This is a genomic window from Cupriavidus pinatubonensis (genome assembly GCF_019602855.1).
GTDB lineage: Bacteria > Pseudomonadota > Gammaproteobacteria > Burkholderiales > Burkholderiaceae > Cupriavidus > Cupriavidus pinatubonensis.
In genome coordinates this window covers 1,827,648-1,845,212 of sequence record NZ_CP080767.1, presented here as the reverse complement: position 1 = coordinate 1,845,212, position 17,565 = coordinate 1,827,648, and the positions used below count along the sequence as shown (strand labels likewise).

At 64.3% G+C, this 17,565-nt stretch carries 16 protein-coding genes and 1 pseudogene; 11 read left to right on the top strand and 6 right to left on the bottom strand.

The window, feature by feature from the left end; all coding sequences use genetic code 11:
* Positions 1–151: 151 nt before the first annotated feature.
* Positions 152–1,054, top strand: a complete 903-nt coding sequence (locus tag K2O51_RS21115) for a SphA family protein (RefSeq protein WP_049796417.1) — start codon at positions 152–154, stop codon at positions 1,052–1,054.
* Between the two features lie 105 nt (positions 1,055–1,159).
* Positions 1,160–1,378, top strand: a pseudogene (locus K2O51_RS21110) (tripartite tricarboxylate transporter substrate-binding protein); the annotation flags it as partial.
* 77 nt (positions 1,379–1,455) lie between these two features.
* On the opposite strand, the gene K2O51_RS21105 reads toward K2O51_RS21110, so the two are convergent.
* A complete protein-coding gene (locus tag K2O51_RS21105; protein WP_041679935.1) occupies positions 1,456–2,400 on the bottom strand; it encodes a Bug family tripartite tricarboxylate transporter substrate binding protein in 945 nt (314 codons plus the stop codon).
* Between the two features lie 88 nt (positions 2,401–2,488).
* Positions 2,489–3,709 (bottom strand): CaiB/BaiF CoA transferase family protein, encoded by a 1,221-nt coding sequence (locus K2O51_RS21100; protein WP_220631614.1) that lies wholly within the window; start codon positions 3,707–3,709, stop codon positions 2,489–2,491.
* Positions 3,710–3,955: 246 nt separating this feature from the next.
* Here K2O51_RS21100 and K2O51_RS21095 point away from each other — a divergent pair, with 246 nt between their 5' ends.
* Entirely contained in the window at positions 3,956–4,936 is a 981-nt protein-coding gene (locus K2O51_RS21095) for a Bug family tripartite tricarboxylate transporter substrate binding protein (RefSeq protein ID WP_220631613.1), read from the top strand.
* 35 nt (positions 4,937–4,971) lie between these two features.
* Positions 4,972–5,769 (top strand): crotonase/enoyl-CoA hydratase family protein, encoded by a 798-nt coding sequence (locus tag K2O51_RS21090; protein WP_220631612.1) that lies wholly within the window; start codon positions 4,972–4,974, stop codon positions 5,767–5,769.
* A gap of 55 nt (positions 5,770–5,824) precedes the next feature.
* On the opposite strand, the gene K2O51_RS21085 is transcribed toward K2O51_RS21090, so the two are convergent.
* On the bottom strand, positions 5,825–6,649 hold the full coding sequence (locus K2O51_RS21085; RefSeq protein WP_220631611.1) for an IclR family transcriptional regulator: 825 nt from the start codon (positions 6,647–6,649) through the stop codon (positions 5,825–5,827).
* Between the two features lie 224 nt (positions 6,650–6,873).
* Here K2O51_RS21085 and K2O51_RS21080 point away from each other — a divergent pair, with 224 nt between their 5' ends.
* The 3 genes from K2O51_RS21080 to K2O51_RS21070 all read left to right on the top strand — a co-directional run bounded on the left by K2O51_RS21080 (position 6,874) and on the right by K2O51_RS21070 (position 9,747).
* Positions 6,874–8,052 (top strand): thiolase family protein, encoded by a 1,179-nt coding sequence (locus tag K2O51_RS21080; RefSeq protein WP_011297833.1) that lies wholly within the window; start codon positions 6,874–6,876, stop codon positions 8,050–8,052.
* Between the two features lie 115 nt (positions 8,053–8,167).
* Positions 8,168–8,935 carry an SDR family NAD(P)-dependent oxidoreductase gene (locus K2O51_RS21075; RefSeq protein WP_011297832.1) on the top strand — a complete coding sequence of 256 codons (768 nt, stop codon included), beginning with the start codon at positions 8,168–8,170 and terminating at the stop codon, positions 8,933–8,935.
* A 47-nt stretch (positions 8,936–8,982) separates the two neighbouring features.
* Entirely contained in the window at positions 8,983–9,747 is a 765-nt protein-coding gene (locus tag K2O51_RS21070) for a crotonase/enoyl-CoA hydratase family protein (RefSeq protein WP_220631610.1), read from the top strand.
* A gap of 85 nt (positions 9,748–9,832) precedes the next feature.
* Here K2O51_RS21070 and K2O51_RS21065 read toward each other — a convergent pair whose 3' ends face one another.
* Positions 9,833–10,846 (bottom strand): AraC family transcriptional regulator, encoded by a 1,014-nt coding sequence (locus K2O51_RS21065; RefSeq protein ID WP_011297830.1) that lies wholly within the window; start codon positions 10,844–10,846, stop codon positions 9,833–9,835.
* A 131-nt stretch (positions 10,847–10,977) separates the two neighbouring features.
* Between K2O51_RS21065 and K2O51_RS21060 the strand changes: the two genes are divergently transcribed.
* Positions 10,978–11,889 (top strand): TauD/TfdA dioxygenase family protein, encoded by a 912-nt coding sequence (locus K2O51_RS21060; RefSeq protein ID WP_140951680.1) that lies wholly within the window; start codon positions 10,978–10,980, stop codon positions 11,887–11,889.
* A gap of 140 nt (positions 11,890–12,029) precedes the next feature.
* On the opposite strand, the gene K2O51_RS21055 is transcribed toward K2O51_RS21060, so the two are convergent.
* Together K2O51_RS21055 and K2O51_RS21050 are read right to left on the bottom strand one after the other, a co-directional pair.
* Entirely contained in the window at positions 12,030–13,025 is a 996-nt protein-coding gene (locus K2O51_RS21055; RefSeq protein WP_011297828.1) for a Bug family tripartite tricarboxylate transporter substrate binding protein, read from the bottom strand.
* A gap of 195 nt (positions 13,026–13,220) precedes the next feature.
* Entirely contained in the window at positions 13,221–14,177 is a 957-nt protein-coding gene (locus K2O51_RS21050; RefSeq protein ID WP_235679868.1) for a LysR family transcriptional regulator, read from the bottom strand.
* A gap of 69 nt (positions 14,178–14,246) precedes the next feature.
* Here K2O51_RS21050 and glaH point away from each other — a divergent pair, with 69 nt between their 5' ends.
* The 3 genes from glaH (at position 14,247) to K2O51_RS21035 (ending at position 17,564) form a co-directional block, all read left to right on the top strand.
* Positions 14,247–15,176 carry a glutarate dioxygenase GlaH gene (gene glaH, locus K2O51_RS21045; RefSeq protein WP_011297826.1) on the top strand — a complete coding sequence of 310 codons (930 nt, stop codon included), beginning with the start codon at positions 14,247–14,249 and terminating at the stop codon, positions 15,174–15,176.
* Positions 15,177–15,293: 117 nt separating this feature from the next.
* On the top strand, positions 15,294–16,490 hold the full coding sequence (locus tag K2O51_RS21040; protein WP_220631609.1) for an alpha-hydroxy acid oxidase: 1,197 nt from the start codon (positions 15,294–15,296) through the stop codon (positions 16,488–16,490).
* Between the two features lie 60 nt (positions 16,491–16,550).
* Entirely contained in the window at positions 16,551–17,564 is a 1,014-nt protein-coding gene (locus K2O51_RS21035; RefSeq protein WP_011297824.1) for a zinc-dependent alcohol dehydrogenase family protein, read from the top strand.
* Position 17,565 lies beyond the last annotated feature (1 nt).

Sequence of the window (17,565 nt, the reverse complement as noted above, 5' to 3'; positions counted from 1 at the left end):
CCATAACTAACCAGACGCCCGTATCACCCGGCATCCGGCCCTTCGCGACCGGCAACGAGGAGCGAACATGCAAATTGCGCCAGCCCGATCGATTCGTCGCTTCCCTTCGCCCCGACCGCTCGTTGCCGGGCTGGCCGTAGCAGGCGCATGCATGGGCACCGCACACGCGACCGAAGGCGGCCTGGGCCGCCCGGTCACCGGCACCAGCGTGCTGCCCAATGCCGGCATCGTGGCGCCCGAGCCCATTACCGTGGTCAATTTCGGGGAGATCTACCTGAACGGATCGATCGGCGGCGGCCGGCAGGTGCCGGTCGTCGGCCAGACTTCGCTTGGTATCGACGCGGAGATCGCCTTCACGCTGGCCACGATCATGAAAGTCTGGGACACGGGCCCCGGCGCGTGGAACTTTGCATCCAGCTTCACGCTGCCTTATGTATGGACACAGGTCGGTGCCACGTTTTCGGCCGGCCGGCTGCAGGGACGCACGGAAGACCGCGCCTCGAACCTGTTCGACATCACGTTCACGCCGGTGATCGCCGGCTATCACTTTTCCCAGACGGCCCACATGGCGCTGAGCCTGAATATCTGGGCACCGACCGGGCAGTATGACAAGAACGCGCTGGCCAACCCGAGCCTGAATAACTGGACTTTCATCCCGCAGGTGGCGTTCACCAAGCTGATGCCAGAACACGGCCTGGAGTTCGATGCCGTGGCTGGCATCCAGTTCTATACGCGCAACAACGCCACCGACTACCAGAACGCTCCGCTCTTCACGCTCGATGCGATGGTGCTCAAGCGTTTCGCCAATGGCTTCGGCGCCGGCATTGTCGCAGGCACCACGCAGCAGCTCGGCGACGACAGCGGTCCGACCGCCGACCGGCTCAACGGTTTCCGCGGGCACGACTGGGCCCTGGGCCCGATCGTCACCTACGACACCAAGGTCGGCGCCAAAAGCAAGCTGTCACTGGGATTGCGATGGGTACCGACCGTGGCCAGCAAGAACCGCATTGACAGTACGAAGACCTTCATGGGGACGGCAACGCTGGTCTTCTGAGATCGGGCGAAGATCGGCCGAGGCGGCCCGAAGGCGCCCTGCTCCCGTGTGTCCTTGAGGTCTGGCGGGCCGGCACATTGGCGCCGGCCCGTCGGTCTTTTGAACGGCGTGTTCCTGCCGGCGGGCACTCAGCCCGATGTGCTGGCCAAGGTCGAGAAAATGTTCCTTGCCGCTTCGGCAAACCCGTCCACCGCCGCCAAGCTCGAAGCATTGGGCCTTGAAGTGGTGGCGCGGCCCGGGCAGGAGGCGCGGCATCGCATCCAGAAGGAACGCGCCGCATGGCGGCCCATCGTGGAGGCGACCGGCTTCGTTGCGGAGGATTGAACCGAGCGGGAACGCACAGGGCGTGCGTTCCCGCTTTGTACTCGGGGCTTTCGCCGGATGGCGCCCGCCCCTGCAGCTCAGTCCGCTTTAACCCCAAGCGTCTTCGCCAGCGGAATCCACCGCGCACGCTCGTCACGCACGAACTGACCGAATGCCTCCGCCGAGCCCGGCATCGGCTGCGCGCCGATGGCATGCAGCTTGTCCTGCAGGTCCGGCTGCTGCAGCGCGTCGTTGATGGCGCGGTTCAGCCCGGCAATGGCCGCGTCAGGCGTGCGCGCGGGTGCGACGACGCCGAACCACGCGCTCGCTTCCAGGCCCGGATAGCCGAGTTCCTGCATGGTCGGCACATCGGGCAGCAGCGGAAAGCGGCTGCGGTCGAGGATGGCCAGCGCCTGCAGCTTGCCGCTCTTTGCCTGCTGCATGGACGACGGCAAGGCATCGAACATGATGTCGACGTTCTTGCCCATCAGGCTGATGATGGCCGGCGCACTGCCCGCGAACGGTACGTGCGTGACCTTGAGGCCGAGCGATGACACCGCGTATTCGCCCGCCAGGTGCGTGATATTGCCGCTGCTGGCCGAGCCCATCGTCAACTTGCCGGGCGATTGCTTGCCCAGCGCCACCAGGTCTTTCACGGACTTCACCTGCAAGTCCTGCCGCGTGACCAGCAGCAGCGGCGACTTGCCCATGCCGGCGACGGGCTTGAAGTCCTTGACGGGGTCATACGGCAACGTCGTATAGAGCGCGCTGTTGATGACCAGCGGCGCGTTGGAACCCACGAGGAAGGTCTTGCCATCGGGTTCGGCTCGCGCCACGGTTTCGGCGGCGATGATGCCGCCCGCACCGCCCTTGTTGTCCACCACGATGGGCGTGCCGAGCTTCACGCTTGCCTGCTGGGCCACGAGCCGCGTGATCTGGTCGGCCGCGCCGCCGGGCGGGTATGGCACGACAAAGCGGATCGGCTGCGCGCGGGACTGGGCGCCTGCGGGTACGGCCATGACGCCAAGCACGGCCGCGGTCATCGCGACGGCCAGGCGCAACGGGAATCGGGTCTTCACTGCTGTCTCCTCTGGTTGGTATGTGTTCATGCAGCGATGCCGTCGATGTGGCCTACAGCACACCCTCCTTGCGCAACGCGGCAATACGCGCGGCGTCGTAGCCGAGTTCGCCGAGTACAGCGTCGGTATGCTCGCCCAGCGTCGGCGCGGAGCGCTCGTATGTGACCGGCGTGTCGGACAACCGGATCGGGTTGGCCAGGCCTGGTGCACTCACGCCAGCGCTGTGCGGCAGCGACAGCTGCATCTCGCGATGGCGTACCTGCGGATCCTCGAATACCTGCTGCATGTTGTAGATCGGGCCGCAAGGCACGTTAGCCGCTTCGAGCAGCTCGACCCATTCCGTCATGGTGCGCGCCAGCATGGCTTCGGCGACTTGCGGGATCAGCACCTCTCGGTTGCGGTTGCGGTTCCCGGCAGTCGCGAAGCGTTCGTCTTCGCCCAGGTCGTGCCGCCCGATCACCTTGCACAGTGCGCGATACTGGCCGTCGTTGCCGACCGCGACGATGACGTCGCCCTCCTTGCAGCGGAACACCTGGTACGGGACCATGTTCGAATGCGCATTGCCCATGCGCTGCGGAATCTTTCCCGACAGGAAGTAGTTGATCGCCTGGTACGAGTTGATCGTCACCACGCAGTCGAGCAGCGCCATGTCGATGTACTGGCCAACGCCGCTTACGTGCCGGTGTTCCAGCGCGGCGAGAATGGCCGTGGTCGCGTACATGCCGGTCAGCAGGTCGGTAATGGCGATGCCGGACTTGACCGGCCCGCCTCCGGGCTCGCCGTCGGGCATGCCGGTGATGCTCATCAGCCCGCCCATGCCCTGGAACACGAAGTCATAGCCGGGCAGCGATGCGTACGGGCCGCTCTGGCCGAAGCCGGTGATCGAGCAATACACGAGCCGCGGGTTGATGGCGCGCAGGTCTTCGTAGCCCAGCCCGTAGCGCGCCAGCGTGCCGACCTTGTAGTTTTCGACCACCACGTCGGCCTCACGCGCGAGGTCGCGGATGATGGCCTGGCCCGCGGGCGTGGCGATATCCACCGTCACCGAGCGCTTGCCGCGGTTGGCACTCAGGAAGTAGGACGAATCGCGCGTCTCCTCGCCTTGTGCATCGCGCAGGAAGGGCGGGCCCCAGGCGCGCGTGTCGTCGCCCGCGCCAGGCCGTTCGATCTTGATCACGTCCGCGCCCATATCGGCAAGGTTCTGCGTCGCCCAGGGGCCGGCCAGCACGCGTGTGAGGTCCAGCACCCTGAGGTGTCCGAGGGCTTTCTTCATGGGTCTCCTTGCTGTTCTGGGCCTGTTCTGCCGCCACCGGTCCGAATGACGGAGCACGGACCACGGAGAAGCAGCGGAACTCAGCTTAGGAGTGCGCGAGTGTCAGTGTCCAATATTCATTTGTTCGAGAGCGATATCTAGCGGATATCGCGCGGCAATAAATGAATATTGGACGCGCGCATGCCCCTCCCCTTAGCCTTGGCGGCACAGACCCGTCGAACGGGCAAACGCATACGAGGAGACAACATGCAGGCAATCAAAAGGCGCGTGGCAGCCATCGCGGGCGTAACCGTCCTCGCCACGCTGGTGCTCTGTGCCGCACCGGCACGCGCGGAGTATCCGGACCGGCCGGTCAAGCTGGTGGTGTCGTTCCCGCCGGGCAGCGGCACCGACACAAGCGCACGCTACGTTGCGCGCAAGCTCGAAGAGAAGCTCGGCAAGCCGGTGGTGGTGGAGAACCGCCCCGGCGGCAACAGCTTCATCGCCGCGCAGGCCGTTGTCGGCGCCGAGCCGGACGGCTACACGCTGCTGCTGGCCAGCAACTCGCCTGTCGCCACCAATGTGGCCATGTTCCGCAAGCTGCCCTATGACCCGGTGGCCGACCTGGCGCCCATTGCGCGGCTTGGCGTTGGCGCCATGGCGCTGGTGGTGCCGGCCTCATCGTCCTACCGCGACGTAGCTGGCCTGGTCGACGCGGCGCGCCGTAATCCCGGCAAGCTCAACTATGGCGGTGGTAGCGCCTCGTACCAGATCGCCACCGAACTGTTCCTGACCCGTGCAGGCGTCAAGGGCAACCATGTGCCCTACAAGGGCGCAGCGCCTGCGCTGACCGACGTGGCCGCCGGCCAGATCGACTTCGCATTTGCCGACTACGGCGCCACGCTGCCGCTGCTGCAGGCCGGCAAGCTCCGCATCCTGGCGGTCACGGGCGACAAGCGCCTCGCCAGCCGCCCCGACACGCCTACGCTGCAGGAAAGCGGCTTTCCCGGCTATTTCATGGTGAACTGGACCGCCGCGTTCGCGCCGGCCCGCACGCCCAAGCCGGTGCTGCATAAACTGGAGCAGGCCATCGTCGAGATCTACAGCACGCCGGAATCGGCCGAGTTCCTCGCGCGCACCAACTGGGATGTCTTTGTCGCCGGCGCCGACGAACTGCGCCGCTTCCAGCTCGCGGATATCCGCCGCTGGTCCGAGGCAGCCGAGCAGGCCGGCATTCCGAAGCAATAACGCGTTTTCAGATTCAGAAACGGAGAGACCACAACATGGCTGACTTCCTTCGCTACGAGCAGCAGGGCCACATCGTGACCCTGACCATGAACGAACCCGAGCGCCGCAACCCGCTGACCGGCAATACCGCCGTCGACGAGTTCCTGGCCGCGATCGACCGTATTCACGGCGACCGCAGCGTGCGCGCCGTCATCATCACCGGCGCGGGCACCGCGTTCTCGTCAGGCGGCAATATCCATGACATGGAACGCCAGGCCTCTGGCGAGGTGAGCGGCATGGAGATCCGCCAGGATTACCGCTGCGGCATCCAGCGGCTGCCGCTGGCGCTGTTCAACCTCGAAGTACCGGTAATCGCCGCCGTCAATGGCGCGGCCATGGGTGCCGGCCTGGACCTGACCTGCATGTGCGATATCCGCATTGCGTCCGAACGCGCGCAGTTCGCGGAATCGTTCGTGCGGCTGGGCATCATCCCCGGCGATGGCGGCGCATGGCTGCTGCCGCGCGTGATCGGGCTCTCGCGTGCCGCCGAGATGATCTTCACCGGCGAGTCCATCAGCGCACAGCAAGCGCTGGAATGGAACCTGGTATCGCGCGTGGTGCCGCCCGAAGAACTCCTGCCAGCCGCGAACGCCATGGCCGAGCGCATCGCGGCCAATCCGCCGCACGCCGTGCGGCTTGCCAAGCGCCTGTTGCGTGAAGGCATGCATACGCGGCTGGACACGCTGCTGGAGCTTTCCGCGGGCTTCCAGGCGCTGTCGCACCAGACCGCCGATCATCGTGAGGCGGTGCAGGCCTTCCTGGAAAAGCGCAAGCCGGTGTTTTCGGGCAACTGAGGCGTGGACTTCAGGCGGCCGCCGGATTGCCCTTGCGCGCCGCCTTTGTTTCACATTACCCCGCTGCCCCCAGCGACCCCTCCACGTTGCGCACCAGGCTGACCAGCCGCGGCCCGACGTCTTCGAACAGTTGCTTGCTCTGCTGGCTGAATACAGGCACGGAGGCGGCGACCAGCCAGGCTTCGCCATCGCGCCGGGCGCGCATGGGCACGGCAATCGCCTCGATTTCCCGATGCAGATCGCGGTGGCCACGGCAGAAGCCGTGCTCGTCAAGGTCGTGCAGGGCCTCTTCCAGCCGGCCCTGCAGCCACGTCGCGCGCTGCGGATCGGTGGCGCGGAGTTGTTCCAGGTAAGCGTTCCGTTCCCTCTCACCCATCATTGACAGGTAGGCGCGGCCCGACGCCGTCCGCGACATCGACACGCGGGTGCCGACTTCCGGCCGGAATACACGGCTGCGCAGGCCTTGGGCGATCTCCACGTAGGTCAGCGTGTGCCCGTAGCCGACCATCAGTTCGACCTGACCCTCGATATGGTCGGCCAGTTCCTGCATCAACGGGCGCGCGAGTTGGCGCACCGTCATGCGCGCGAGCGCGGGCGCGGCCATGTTGACGAGTCCGACGCCCGGCACGTAGCGCGACAAGCGCTCCGAGTAATGCAGCAGGCCCAGCTCGCAGAGGGTATCGAGCAACCGAAAAAGGGTCGGCTTGGCCAGACCGGTCCGCTCCATGAGTTCGCGGCTGCTCAGCTCCTGCACGGTCGGCGAAAAGCAGTTGAGGATCGAAATGCCACGCGCAAGGGCGCTGACAAGGCGGGCTTCGCCTTCGGCGTCCGCGCTCGCAGCGGTTGGCAAGGTCATCGGATTATGTGATCCATTTGTCATATAAACGGCTGCTTCTCGGGTTTTTCGATACCAGCGTCTCAAAACCTGGATGGTGCCCTTCGTTTTTCCCGAAGTCAAATCGAGCGTCTTTAGATTTACAGGGGGCTTTTCCGAAGCCAGAATGCCAAATCATCGTATCGGACGATCATTTTTTGGCACCGAGGTCTCACTATCTAGCTCGTGCTGCCAACTGAAATCTGCTGCCCTCTTACAGGAGACCCTCCATGCAACAAGCCGTCATCGTCGACGCCATCCGCAGCCCGATGGGCCGCTCCAAGCCCGGTTCGGCTTTCACCGAACTGCATGCCACGGAACTGCTGGCCCAGGTGCTCAAGGGCCTGGTGGAGCGCAACAAGCTGGATCCGGGTCTCGTCGACGACGTCATCACCGGCTGCGTCACGCAGGCCGGCGAACAGTCCGCCGGCCCCGGCCGCGTGGCCTGGCTGGCGGCCGGCTTCCCTGACCATGTGCCCGCCACCACGATCGACCGCAAGTGCGGTTCGAGCCAGCAGGCCGTGCATTTCGCCGCGCAGGGCATCATGGCCGGCGCCTATGACATCGTCATCGCCTGCGGCATCGAGTCGATGAGCCGCGTGCCGATGGGTTCGGCCCGTATCGGCCAGAACCCCTATGGCCCGTCGATGGAAGCGCGTTACGCGCCGGGTCTGGTCTCGCAGGGCGTGGCAGCGGAACTGGTTGCCGCCAAGTACGAACTGTCCCGCGCGCAGATGGACGGCTACTCGGCTCGTTCGCACGAACTGGCCGCTGCCGCACGCGAAGCCGGTGCATTCCGCCGCGAGATCCTGCCGATCGTGACGCCGAATGGCGTGATCGAGCACGACGAGACCATCCGCCCGGGCACTTCGGTCGAAAAGCTTGGCACGCTGCAGGCCTCGTTCCGCAATGACGAGCTGAGCGCGCGTTTCCCGCAGATCGGCTGGAACGTGACGGCCGGCAATGCATCGCAGATCAGCGACGGCGCCTCGGCCATGCTTCTGATGAGCGAATCCATGGCGCAGCGCCTGGGCCTGAAGCCGCGTGCGCGTTTCGTGGCCTTCGACGTGTGTGGCGACGATCCGGTGATGATGCTGACCGCACCGATCCCGGCCAGCCAGCGCGCCATCAAGAAGAGCGGCCTCAAGCTCGATCAGATCGACCACTACGAAATCAATGAAGCGTTCGCTTGCGTGCCGTTGGCCTGGCAGAAGGCGCTGGGCGCCGACGCGGCGCGCCTGAACCCGCGTGGTGGTGCGATTGCGCTGGGCCACCCGCTCGGTGCATCGGGCGTGCGACTGATGACCACCATGCTCCACGCATTGGAGGACAGCGGCGGCCGCTACGGCCTGCAATCGATGTGCGAAGCCGGCGGCATGGCCAACGCCACGATCATCGAACGTCTGTAAGGCGTTGACGGACCGGCCTGTGTACCGGTCCGTGCCGCATTTCGCGACTAGCCGTATTTCCGTATCGCTGAATCCCTGAATCCCTGAATTCCTGAATCAGAACTGGAGACTCAAGATGAAACTGACCGCAGATATGTCCGCTGTTGTGACCGGCGGCGCGTCCGGCCTGGGCCTGGCTACCGCACGCCGCCTGATCGAGCGCGGTGTCAGCGTGGTGATCGCCGACCTCTCCGAAGAACGCGGCAACGCCGCCCTGGACGAACTCGGTCCCAAGGCGCGCTTCGTCAAGGCCGATGTCTGCGACACCGACCAGATGAACGCCGTCTACGACGCGGCCGAAGCGCTCGCCCCGCTGCGCGCGCTGGTGCACTGCGCCGGTCTTGGTGCCGCGGTGCGCGTGGTCGAGAAGGACGGCTCGCCGGGTTCGCTGGAAAAGTACGAGTCGATCGTGCGCATCAACCTGATCGGCACGTTCAATGCGCTGCGCCTGGGTGCCGCGCGCATGGCGAAGAACGAAATGATCGACGGCGAGCGTGGTGCCTGCGTGCTGACCGCTTCGGTCGCCGCCTACGAAGGCCAGATCGGCCAGATTCCGTATTCGTCGGCCAAGGCCGGCATCGTCGGCATGACGCTGGTGGCCGCGCGTGACCTGGCGCAGCGTGCGATCCGTGTCTGCACGATTGCTCCGGGCCTGTTCGACACGCCGCTGCTGGCCAAGCTGCCGGAAAACGTGCGCGCCTCGCTGGGCGCGATGGTGCCGCACCCGGCACGCCTGGGCGCGCCGGACGAGTACGCATCGACTGCCCTGCACATCCTCGAAAACATCATGCTCAACGGCGAAACCATTCGGCTGGATGGCGCTATTCGCATGGCCCCGCGCTGAGCTGCCGGTTTCTCTTCAATACCGATTCAAGCAACACAAGGACAAGCATGAGCGACACGCTGCAACTTGAAACGCGCGGCAATATCCTGCTGATCACGATGAACCGGCCCGAGGCGCGCAACGCCATGGACTTCGAGACTGCGACGGCGCTGGCCGCCGCGCTCGCCCAGCTCGAGTCGCGCGACGACCTGAGCGTGGCCATCCTGACCGGTGCGGGCGGTACCTTCTGCTCCGGCATGGACCTGAAGGGCTTCCTGGCCGGCAAGCGCCCCAGCCTGCCGGGCCGCGGCTTTGGCGGCCTGACCGAAGCGCAGCCGCGCAAGGTACTGATCGCCGCGGTGGAAGGCTATGCACTGGCCGGTGGCTTTGAAATGGCGCTGGCCTGTGACCTGATCGTGGCCTCGAAGGCGGCCAAGTTCGGCCTGCCCGAAGTCAAGCGCGGCCTGGTGGCTGCCGCTGGCGGCCTGATGCGCCTGCCGAGCCGGATCCCGTACCACATCGCCATGGAATACGCGCTGACCGGCAATATGCTCGGCGCCGAACAGGCGCATACGTACGGGCTGGTCAATCGCCTGACCGAGCCGGGCCAGGCACTGGAAGCCGCGATCGCGCTGGCCGAGGAAGTCGGTGCCAATGGTCCGATGGCCGTGGCGGTCAGCAAGCAGATCGTCAGCGAGTCCGCTGACTGGTCGGCGGCCGAGATGTTCGAGCGCCAGCGTCCGCTTGTCGCCCCGGTGTTCACGTCATCCGATGCCCGCGAGGGCGCCGCTGCGTTTGCCGAGAAGCGCAAACCTGTGTGGACCGGCAAGTAAGCCGCTGAAGCGGCAAGCCCTTGCCCATGCGGCCGGCCCTTGCGCCGGCCGCATTGCCATCCACGCTCATCCGAAAAGAAGCCGCCTATCGGCGCACGCTGCCGCGCGCGGCGCGGCTTTCCTTGGGACTGCAGCCAAACTGCGCGTGATACCAGCGCGAGAATCCGCTCGGCGCCGAGAACCCGAGCAAGGTCGCCACCTCGGTCAATGGGCGGTCGGTCTCGATGACATGGCGCGCCGCGAGTTCCGTGCGGATGTCGTTGACGACTGCTGAAAAGGGCTGACCCTCTTCCGCCAGCCGGCGTTGCACCGTGCGGCACCCGATACCCAAGTGCTCGGACACCTGCTCGATGCTGCACCGGCCGCTGGGCAGCAGCAACAGCACGATGCGGCGGACGTCCTCAAGCATGGTGGCCTGCTTCGACATGGCCGTGGCGTCGATCAACTGCTGCACATAGCGCGCCATGGCCGGATCGGCATACGGGTTGCGCGCGTCGAGATCGGCCTTCGTGCAGAGGATGCAGTTGAAGTCGTAGTTGAACTCGACGTTCGGGCCGAAAAAGCGCTGGTGCACACTGAGGTCGCGCGGCGCCGGGTGCTCGAAGCATACGCGCGCCGGCTCCCAGTCGTACCGGTGGAGCTGGCGTATCAACCGTACCATCACCCCGAGCGCCAGCTCGACCCTCTGGCGCGTGGGCTCATGCGCATGTCCAGCCATGACCACTTCGCGGATGATGACCAGATCGCCGCACTCCTCGATCGCCAGCGACAACGAACCGTTGAGCAACGCCTGATAGCGCATCAGCATCCGAAGCGAGTCACGCAGCGTCGGCTGGTCGCGGATCAGCAGCCCGACCGGACCGAGATTCGACAACAGGCGCGACTCGGCCATGCACAGCCCGAAACTCTCGTTGCCAGACTGGGTAGCGCACGCCTGAAGCAAGCGTCCGAGACGCTCCACGGGAATCATGACGTCCGGCTCGCGCAGCGCGCTCGGGCTCAGTCCCGCATCGAGCAGCATCCGCACCGGATCCAGGCCGCCGGCACGAGCGACCTCATTAAAGTTCGTGAGGGCTGCGGCGCGGACAAGTGACGACATCGGAGGGGGCGGTGAGTGAGCATTTGACAGCTAAGGATAAATGCCTGTCACGTAGTGTCAAGCGGGAAACGCCTGCAGCGCCCAAACTGAGAGGATCCGATCGGCCCGATCGATCACAGGAGACAACGTCCATGACCCAATCCCCAGACGCGGCCCCCGCCGTGGTCCGCGCAACCTCCCTGAGCAGTTCGATCCGGGTCGAGCCCCTCACTTGCACAATCGGTGCGGAGCTCAGCAACGTCAATCTGGGCGCGGCTGCGGAGGATGACGGGCAGATGGCCGAGATCCGCGCATTGCTCCTCAAGCATCGTGTGCTGTTCTTCCGCGACCAGGACATCACACGCGCGCAGCACGTGGCGTTTGCGAGCCGCTTCGGCAAGCTGGAAGACCACCCGGTGGTGGGCAGCCACCCCGATTACCCGGGACTGGTGCAGATCTACAAGACTCCGGACAGTCCGCCCGAGCGCAACGAGAACTCCTGGCACACCGATGCCACCTGGCGCGAAAAGCCGCCGCTGGGTTGCGTGCTGCGATGTATCGAATGCCCGCCCGTGGGCGGCGACACCATGTGGGTCAACATGGTCGAGGCCTATAACCAGTTGCCCGAAGAGATCAAGACGAAGATCGGCTCATTGCGCGCGCGCCACAGCATCGAGGCGAGCTTCGGCGCTGCAATGCCGATCGAAAAGCGTCTTGCGCTGAAGGCCCAGTACCCCGACGCCGAGCATCCGGTGGTGCGCGTCCATCCGGAAACCGGCGAGAAGGTGCTGTTCGTCAACGGAAGCTTTACGACGCATTTCACCAACTACAACGTGCCAGCCAACGTGCGCTTCGGGCTGGACAAGTCGCCGGGCGCCAGCAACCTGCTCAACTACCTGGTCAGCCAGGCCATGATCCCGGAATACCAGGTGCGTTTTCGCTGGAAGAAGAACAGTGTCGCGTTCTGGGACAACCGCTCGACGCAGCATTACGCAGTGATGGATTACCCGCCGTGTCACCGGAAGATGGAGCGCACCGCCATCGTCGGTGATGCACCCGTTTGAACATCGACCCTGACAGTCACACATCGCTTCTACTCCCCCGGGCCTGCGCGACCGCGTGCCGGAAGCCGGGCTTGCGCTGGCTGATGGTTGCGCAAACCTGAGCCAAGCGCCGCGGCGAGTCCAGCGTAAATCCCTTCCCATCATTCCGGCTGGTAGTTGATCGACTTGAGCAGCGCGGCCTGTTGCTGGTAGGCCTGTTTCAGGTCCGCCATCATCTCTTCCGAGGTGACGGCATCGCCCTGCTCCATGCCCATTTCCTTGAGGCGGTTTTGCACCGCAGGCTGCTTGAAGTACGTCAGCGTAGCCTCCCGCACTTTTTGCTGGACTGCCGGAGCGACATCCGGACGCGACCAAACGGCGAACCAGCTTGCTTGCGCCAGTTGCGGGTAGCCGAGTTCCTTGAACGTAGGCACATCCGCCAGTCCGGAAATCCGGGTCGGATAGGCCACCGCAATCGCCTTGATCTTGCCCGCCTTGATCAGCGGCAATGAGGTCGTCACCCCATCGAACATCAGCGGCACGTGGCCGCCCATGAGGTCGTTCAATGCCGGCGGAGAGCCCTTGTAGCCCACATGCCGCATGGGTACGTGGGCGAGTTGTCCCAACAGCATGCCCGACGTGTGGCCCTTCAGCCCCGGCGCGTAAGACGCGAAGACGAGACCGTCCTTTTGCGATTTGCCGTAGTCCACCAATTGCTTCAGGTTGGAAACCGGCAGATCCTTGTTGGCTACCAGTACCAATCCCGTCCGGCTGACCTGGGCCAGCGGCTTCAGGTCGTCGAACGGCTTGTAATGGACCTTGTTGGCCAAAGGCGCTTCGCTCACGACGCCGCCCTGGATAACCAGAAGCGTATGGCCATCCTTGCCGGTGGACTGCAAGTCGGCGATTGCGAGCGCACCGGCGGCGCCAGCCTTGTTTTCGACGATCACCGGCTTGCCCCACGTCTTCTGCAGGCCTTCCGCGAGCAGCCGTGCCAGCGCGTCAGCGGTGCCGCCGGCGGGCCCGCCTACTACGAGGCGGATCGTTTTCGTTGGCCAATCATCCTGGGCCTGGGCCGAGGGAATCCACGCTGCAACACCGACACCGATCGCCAGGGCGTATCCGGTCCACCGGAAGTGATTGTTATGCTGCTTCATGTACATTCCTCTTGATTGCCGCGCTTTCTGTCGAGAAGGCTTTGTCGATGATTGGGGCTATTCTGCGAGGACACTGGGTCACCCCGCTTGGCCAATCGCGCCACGTTCTTGCCATTTCGCGCAAACAGAGGGAAAACCCTGCCAGAGCATGGCAGGCCGGAGTTTCCAATGACGACTTCTCCTGCCTGGGGAGGCCTACGAAGCGCTGACCTTGAACGTCTCAGTCCCAAGCTTCACGAACTCCCGTACGGCTGGCGATACTTCGCGGCGCCGGTAAGCCAGCGCCAGGTTCACCGAGAGCAGGAAGTCGCTGATCGGCTTGTAGATGACGCCCGGCTGGGAGAAGTTCTGCATCGACTCGGGTACGATGGCCATGCCATATCCCGCCGAGGCCAGGCATATCGCCGAGATGAAATCCTGCACGCGATATTCGAGGTGCGGTGTGAATCCTCCTGCTTTGCCCAAGGCCGATAACGCAGATCCGAACCCTTCCTCCTCGGCAAACTGTGGGACGATGAACGATTGATCGGCCAGTGCGCGTGCGGCAACCGTCGCGCGCCGTGCAAGGGGATGGCCTTCCGCCATGGCGGCCAGAAGACGTTCCGTCTGCAAGACTTTGCTGACCACGCCAGCCGGATAGAGCCGTCTCGGCCTGACGATTCCCACATCGATCTGCCCATCGCCAAGCGCTTCGAGTTGCCTTGGCGTATCCATCGGCACGATCTCGAGCCGGACCATCTCATGGGATTTCCGGAACGCGCTCAGCAACCTGGACAGCAGGCCGCTGCTGACGCCGGAAGCGACATAGCCAACACGGATCACGCCAGCCAGTCCTCTGGCCGCGAGGCGGCCGACCTGGTCGGCACGCTCGATGTGCCTCAACGCGGCGGCGGCCTCGGCCAGGAATAACTGCCCCGCATCCGTCAGTGACACTGGCTTTCTCTTGTTCCGATTCAGGAGCGTCACGCCCAGGTCTTGTTCCAGGCGCTGGATCTGGGTACTGAGCCCCGATTGTGCGACGCCTAACCGATCCGCCGCCTTTGCAAAGTGAAGTTCTTCCGCCACGGCAAGGAAGCACTGCAACTGACGTACGTCGATCATCGTTTTAATCGGAATATCGGAACAAAAATTACAGATTGACATCTGGATCATATCAAAGAATCCGGATGAAATAGCGCCATACCACTCATACCATCCGTACCACATCCCGGAGAATGACCGATGAATGCTCCGCTTCCCGCGGCATTGCTCGCCGCCAATGACCAGCCCCGCTTCCAGCTGTCCGGGCACCCGGATCACCATCGCATCGTGCATGTGACCATCGAACGTGACGCGCTGCTGGCGTTCCTCGAGGAAGTGCGCAAGATCGACGTACAGAATCTCGAGTACGTTCCCTTCATGCGCTACGAGCTCGCGAGCACGCTTGCCAGGCATGTCGGCGAGGACTTCGCGGCAACCGTCAACAGCATCGTGAAAGACCGGCATCACGGCGGCTTCACGGCAGGACTCCAGGATCTGACGTCCGACGCCGACGACTTCGTGCGCTTCGGCACTGCCATCGGCCATCTGCTGGGTCCGGGCAACCACGATGCGATGTCGGGCACCTACTATGCCCGCTTCGTGGTCAAGCATACGGACAACAGCGACTCCTATTTGCGCCAGGCCTACCGTCTCTTCACCATGCATACCGATGGCACTTTCGTCAGCGAAGCGACGGACTGGCTGTTGATGATGAAGTTTGCGGAACGCAACGCCGTGGGTGGCGAGTCCCGTTTCCTGCATCTGGACGACTGGGCAGACATCAACCGGTTTGTCAGCCACCGTCTCGGGACAAAGCCTTTCGTCTACAAGGCCCCGGGGTCCAAGAATGTCAGCGATACCGTCGAACGCCCGGTCTTCTTCCAGAACGAGTTCGGGCTGTCCATGTCGTTCATCGATCAATTCGTACAGCCTCGCAATCGTGAGGAAGCTGCATTCCTGAACGACCTGTCGACTTCCATGGAGGCTTCGCCGGGAACGAAGGAGGTGTCGCTGCCCGTTGGCGATCTGGTTGTCCTGAACAACTACTTTTACGTCCACGGCCGCGCGCCGTTCGAAAAGAACCCCTTGCTGTTCCGGGAACTGATGCGCCAGCGCGGGACATTCGCGTGAACATGTAATGGGTTCCGGCACGGCTGGCCGTGACAGCTGCCGGGCTGGACAGAGGCTTCAAACAAGATGACATCTCGAACAGAAGTTGCAGCAAGCCAGCTTGCACTAAGCGCCGGAATGCCAGCTACGGCTGCTAAGGCTGCTTATGGCGTCAACCGCCAGATTCATCGACGCTTGCGCCCTATCCTTTCACTCGCCGATTTTGAAACCGCCGCAAAGCGCGTGCTTCCGCGCCCGATCTTTGGCTACATTGCCGGGGCGGCGGAGGATGAAAAGTCGCTCGCCGCCAACCGGTCGGCATTCGACGCGGTCAGGTTTCGCCCCAGGGTCCTGGTCGACGTCTCTGGACGATCGCAAGCGACCGAGATCTTCGGGCAGCGCTACGCGTCTCCCTTTGGCATTGCGCCCGTCGGAATCAGCGCGATTGCCGCTTACCGTGGCGACGTGGTGCTGGCGCAAGCCGCGCGCGACGCGCAAATACCCGCCATCATGAGCGGCACGTCGCTGATTCCGATGGAAGAGGTCCACGCTGCCGCGCCCGGCACGTGGTTCCAGGCGTACCTGCCGGGCGATGCCCTGCGGCGGGACGCGCTGATCGAGCGGATTTGCGCGGCGGGATTCGGTACCCTGGTCCTGACCGTGGATATTCCCGTCTGGGCCAATCGGGAGAACAACGTCCGTATTGGCTTCTCGCTGCCCTTGCGGCCGTCTGTCCGCCTGGCATTTGATGGTGTGTCCCGTCCGCGCTGGCTGGCCGGGACGTTCGCCAGGACGCTTCTCACGAGCGGCATGCCGCATTTCGAGAATTCCTTTGCCACGCGCGGCGCACCGATCCTGTCGGCCTCGGCGATTCGCGACACAACAGGACGCGATCACCTGAACTGGATAGACATCGAACGCATCCGGCAAAGATGGCCCGGCAATCTGGTTATCAAGGGGATTTTGCACAAGGCTGATGCAGAGCGCGCTGTCGCGTTGGGCGCCGACGGCATCATCGTCTCGAATCACGGCGGCCGCCAACTGGACGGTGCCGTCGAGCCGCTTGCCGTACTGCCGGAAATCTGTGACAGCGTCGGGCACAATACCGCCGTCATGATGGACAGTGGTATCCGGCGCGGCGGTGATGTGCTGAAAGCCCTTGCATTGGGCGCCCGCTTTGTCTTCCTGGGGCGGCCCTTTATCTACGCAGCGTCCGTGGGTGGACCCGAGGGCGTTTGCCACGCCATCACGCTCTTGCGCGACGAAGTCGATCGAAACATGGCTATGCTTGGGGCGAACACCGTCGCCGACGTGAACCGTTCCGTCATTGTCTAGTTCCGTGCACCATTGAAGCCGCACCGGGCGGAATCGCGCCGGTCGCAAGAAGGGAATGCCATGACTCAAGCAAAAGCCATTTATCTCGATCCGCCGGCGGGTTTCGATCACATCGTCGTCGGCACCGCTGACGTTGCGCCGCCGGGGCCGGGCGAGATCACCGTCCGCATTCGGGCCAGCTCGCTCAATTATCACGACTACGCCGTGGTTTCCGGCCGCAGGAGCCTGACGGAACGACGCATTCCGATGGCGGACGGCGCCGGAGAAGTCACAGCTGTCGGCGCGGACGTCAAGGGTTTCTCGGTGGGCGACCATGTCGTCAGCACCTTCTTCCCGACGTGGCAGGACGGCGAGCCGCGACTGTGCGATTTCGCTACCGTCCCCGGAGATGGCGTCGACGGCTTTGCGCGCGACGCCGTGACGATGCCGCAAGATTGCTTCACGCTCGCGCCGCGCGGCTACAGCCATGCCGAGGCCGCGACGCTGACCACCGCCGGACTGACAGCCTGGCGGGCACTGTTTGTCGACGGCGCCCTGAAGCCCGGAGAGACCGTGCTGGTACTTGGGACCGGTGGCGTATCGGTCTTTGCCCTGCAGTTCGCCAAAGCGGCCGGCGCGCGCGTGATCGCCACTTCCTCGTCGGACGAGAAGCTCGACAGGCTTCGGGAGCTTGGCGCGGATTGCCTGATCAACTATCGCAAGACGGCGCAGTGGGGCGAGACCGTGCGTGATATGACGGACGGCGCCGGCGCCGACCATGTGATCGAGGTAGGCGGCGCCGCAACGCTGGATCAATCGATGACGGCAGCCCGTGTCGGCGGCCATATCGCCGTGATCGGCGCGCTGGGGAACGCGACCGCGCCGATTACTGTCACGCAGCTGCTGCGCAAGCATCTGCGTCTGACCGGCCTGCTCGTCGGGAGTCGCCGACACCAGCTTGACATGGTGCGTGCCCTCGATGCCACCGGCATCCGCCCGGTCATTGACCGCCACTTTCCGCTCGAATCCATGGCTGACGCGTTTCGCTACCAGGCGTCGAACCAGCATTTTGGCAAGATTGTGCTGGACATCTGAG

Coding starts and splice junctions, on each gene's coding strand:
- K2O51_RS21115 (WP_049796417.1), top strand. CDS start 152: ATGGGCACCGCACACGCGACCGAAGGCGGCCTGGGCCGCCCGGTCACC.
- K2O51_RS21105 (WP_041679935.1), bottom strand. CDS start 2,400: ATGACCGCGGCCGTGCTTGGCGTCATGGCCGTACCCGCAGGCGCCCAG.
- K2O51_RS21100 (WP_220631614.1), bottom strand. CDS start 3,709: ATGAAGAAAGCCCTCGGACACCTCAGGGTGCTGGACCTCACACGCGTG.
- K2O51_RS21095 (WP_220631613.1), top strand. CDS start 3,956: ATGCAGGCAATCAAAAGGCGCGTGGCAGCCATCGCGGGCGTAACCGTC.
- K2O51_RS21090 (WP_220631612.1), top strand. CDS start 4,972: ATGGCTGACTTCCTTCGCTACGAGCAGCAGGGCCACATCGTGACCCTG.
- K2O51_RS21085 (WP_220631611.1), bottom strand. CDS start 6,649: ATGACAAATGGATCACATAATCCGATGACCTTGCCAACCGCTGCGAGC.
- K2O51_RS21080 (WP_011297833.1), top strand. CDS start 6,874: ATGCAACAAGCCGTCATCGTCGACGCCATCCGCAGCCCGATGGGCCGC.
- K2O51_RS21075 (WP_011297832.1), top strand. CDS start 8,168: ATGAAACTGACCGCAGATATGTCCGCTGTTGTGACCGGCGGCGCGTCC.
- K2O51_RS21070 (WP_220631610.1), top strand. CDS start 8,983: ATGAGCGACACGCTGCAACTTGAAACGCGCGGCAATATCCTGCTGATC.
- K2O51_RS21065 (WP_011297830.1), bottom strand. CDS start 10,846: ATGTCGTCACTTGTCCGCGCCGCAGCCCTCACGAACTTTAATGAGGTC.
- K2O51_RS21060 (WP_140951680.1), top strand. CDS start 10,978: ATGACCCAATCCCCAGACGCGGCCCCCGCCGTGGTCCGCGCAACCTCC.
- K2O51_RS21055 (WP_011297828.1), bottom strand. CDS start 13,025: ATGAAGCAGCATAACAATCACTTCCGGTGGACCGGATACGCCCTGGCG.
- K2O51_RS21050 (WP_235679868.1), bottom strand. CDS start 14,177: ATGATCCAGATGTCAATCTGTAATTTTTGTTCCGATATTCCGATTAAA.
- glaH (WP_011297826.1), top strand. CDS start 14,247: ATGAATGCTCCGCTTCCCGCGGCATTGCTCGCCGCCAATGACCAGCCC.
- K2O51_RS21040 (WP_220631609.1), top strand. CDS start 15,294: ATGCCAGCTACGGCTGCTAAGGCTGCTTATGGCGTCAACCGCCAGATT.
- K2O51_RS21035 (WP_011297824.1), top strand. CDS start 16,551: ATGACTCAAGCAAAAGCCATTTATCTCGATCCGCCGGCGGGTTTCGAT.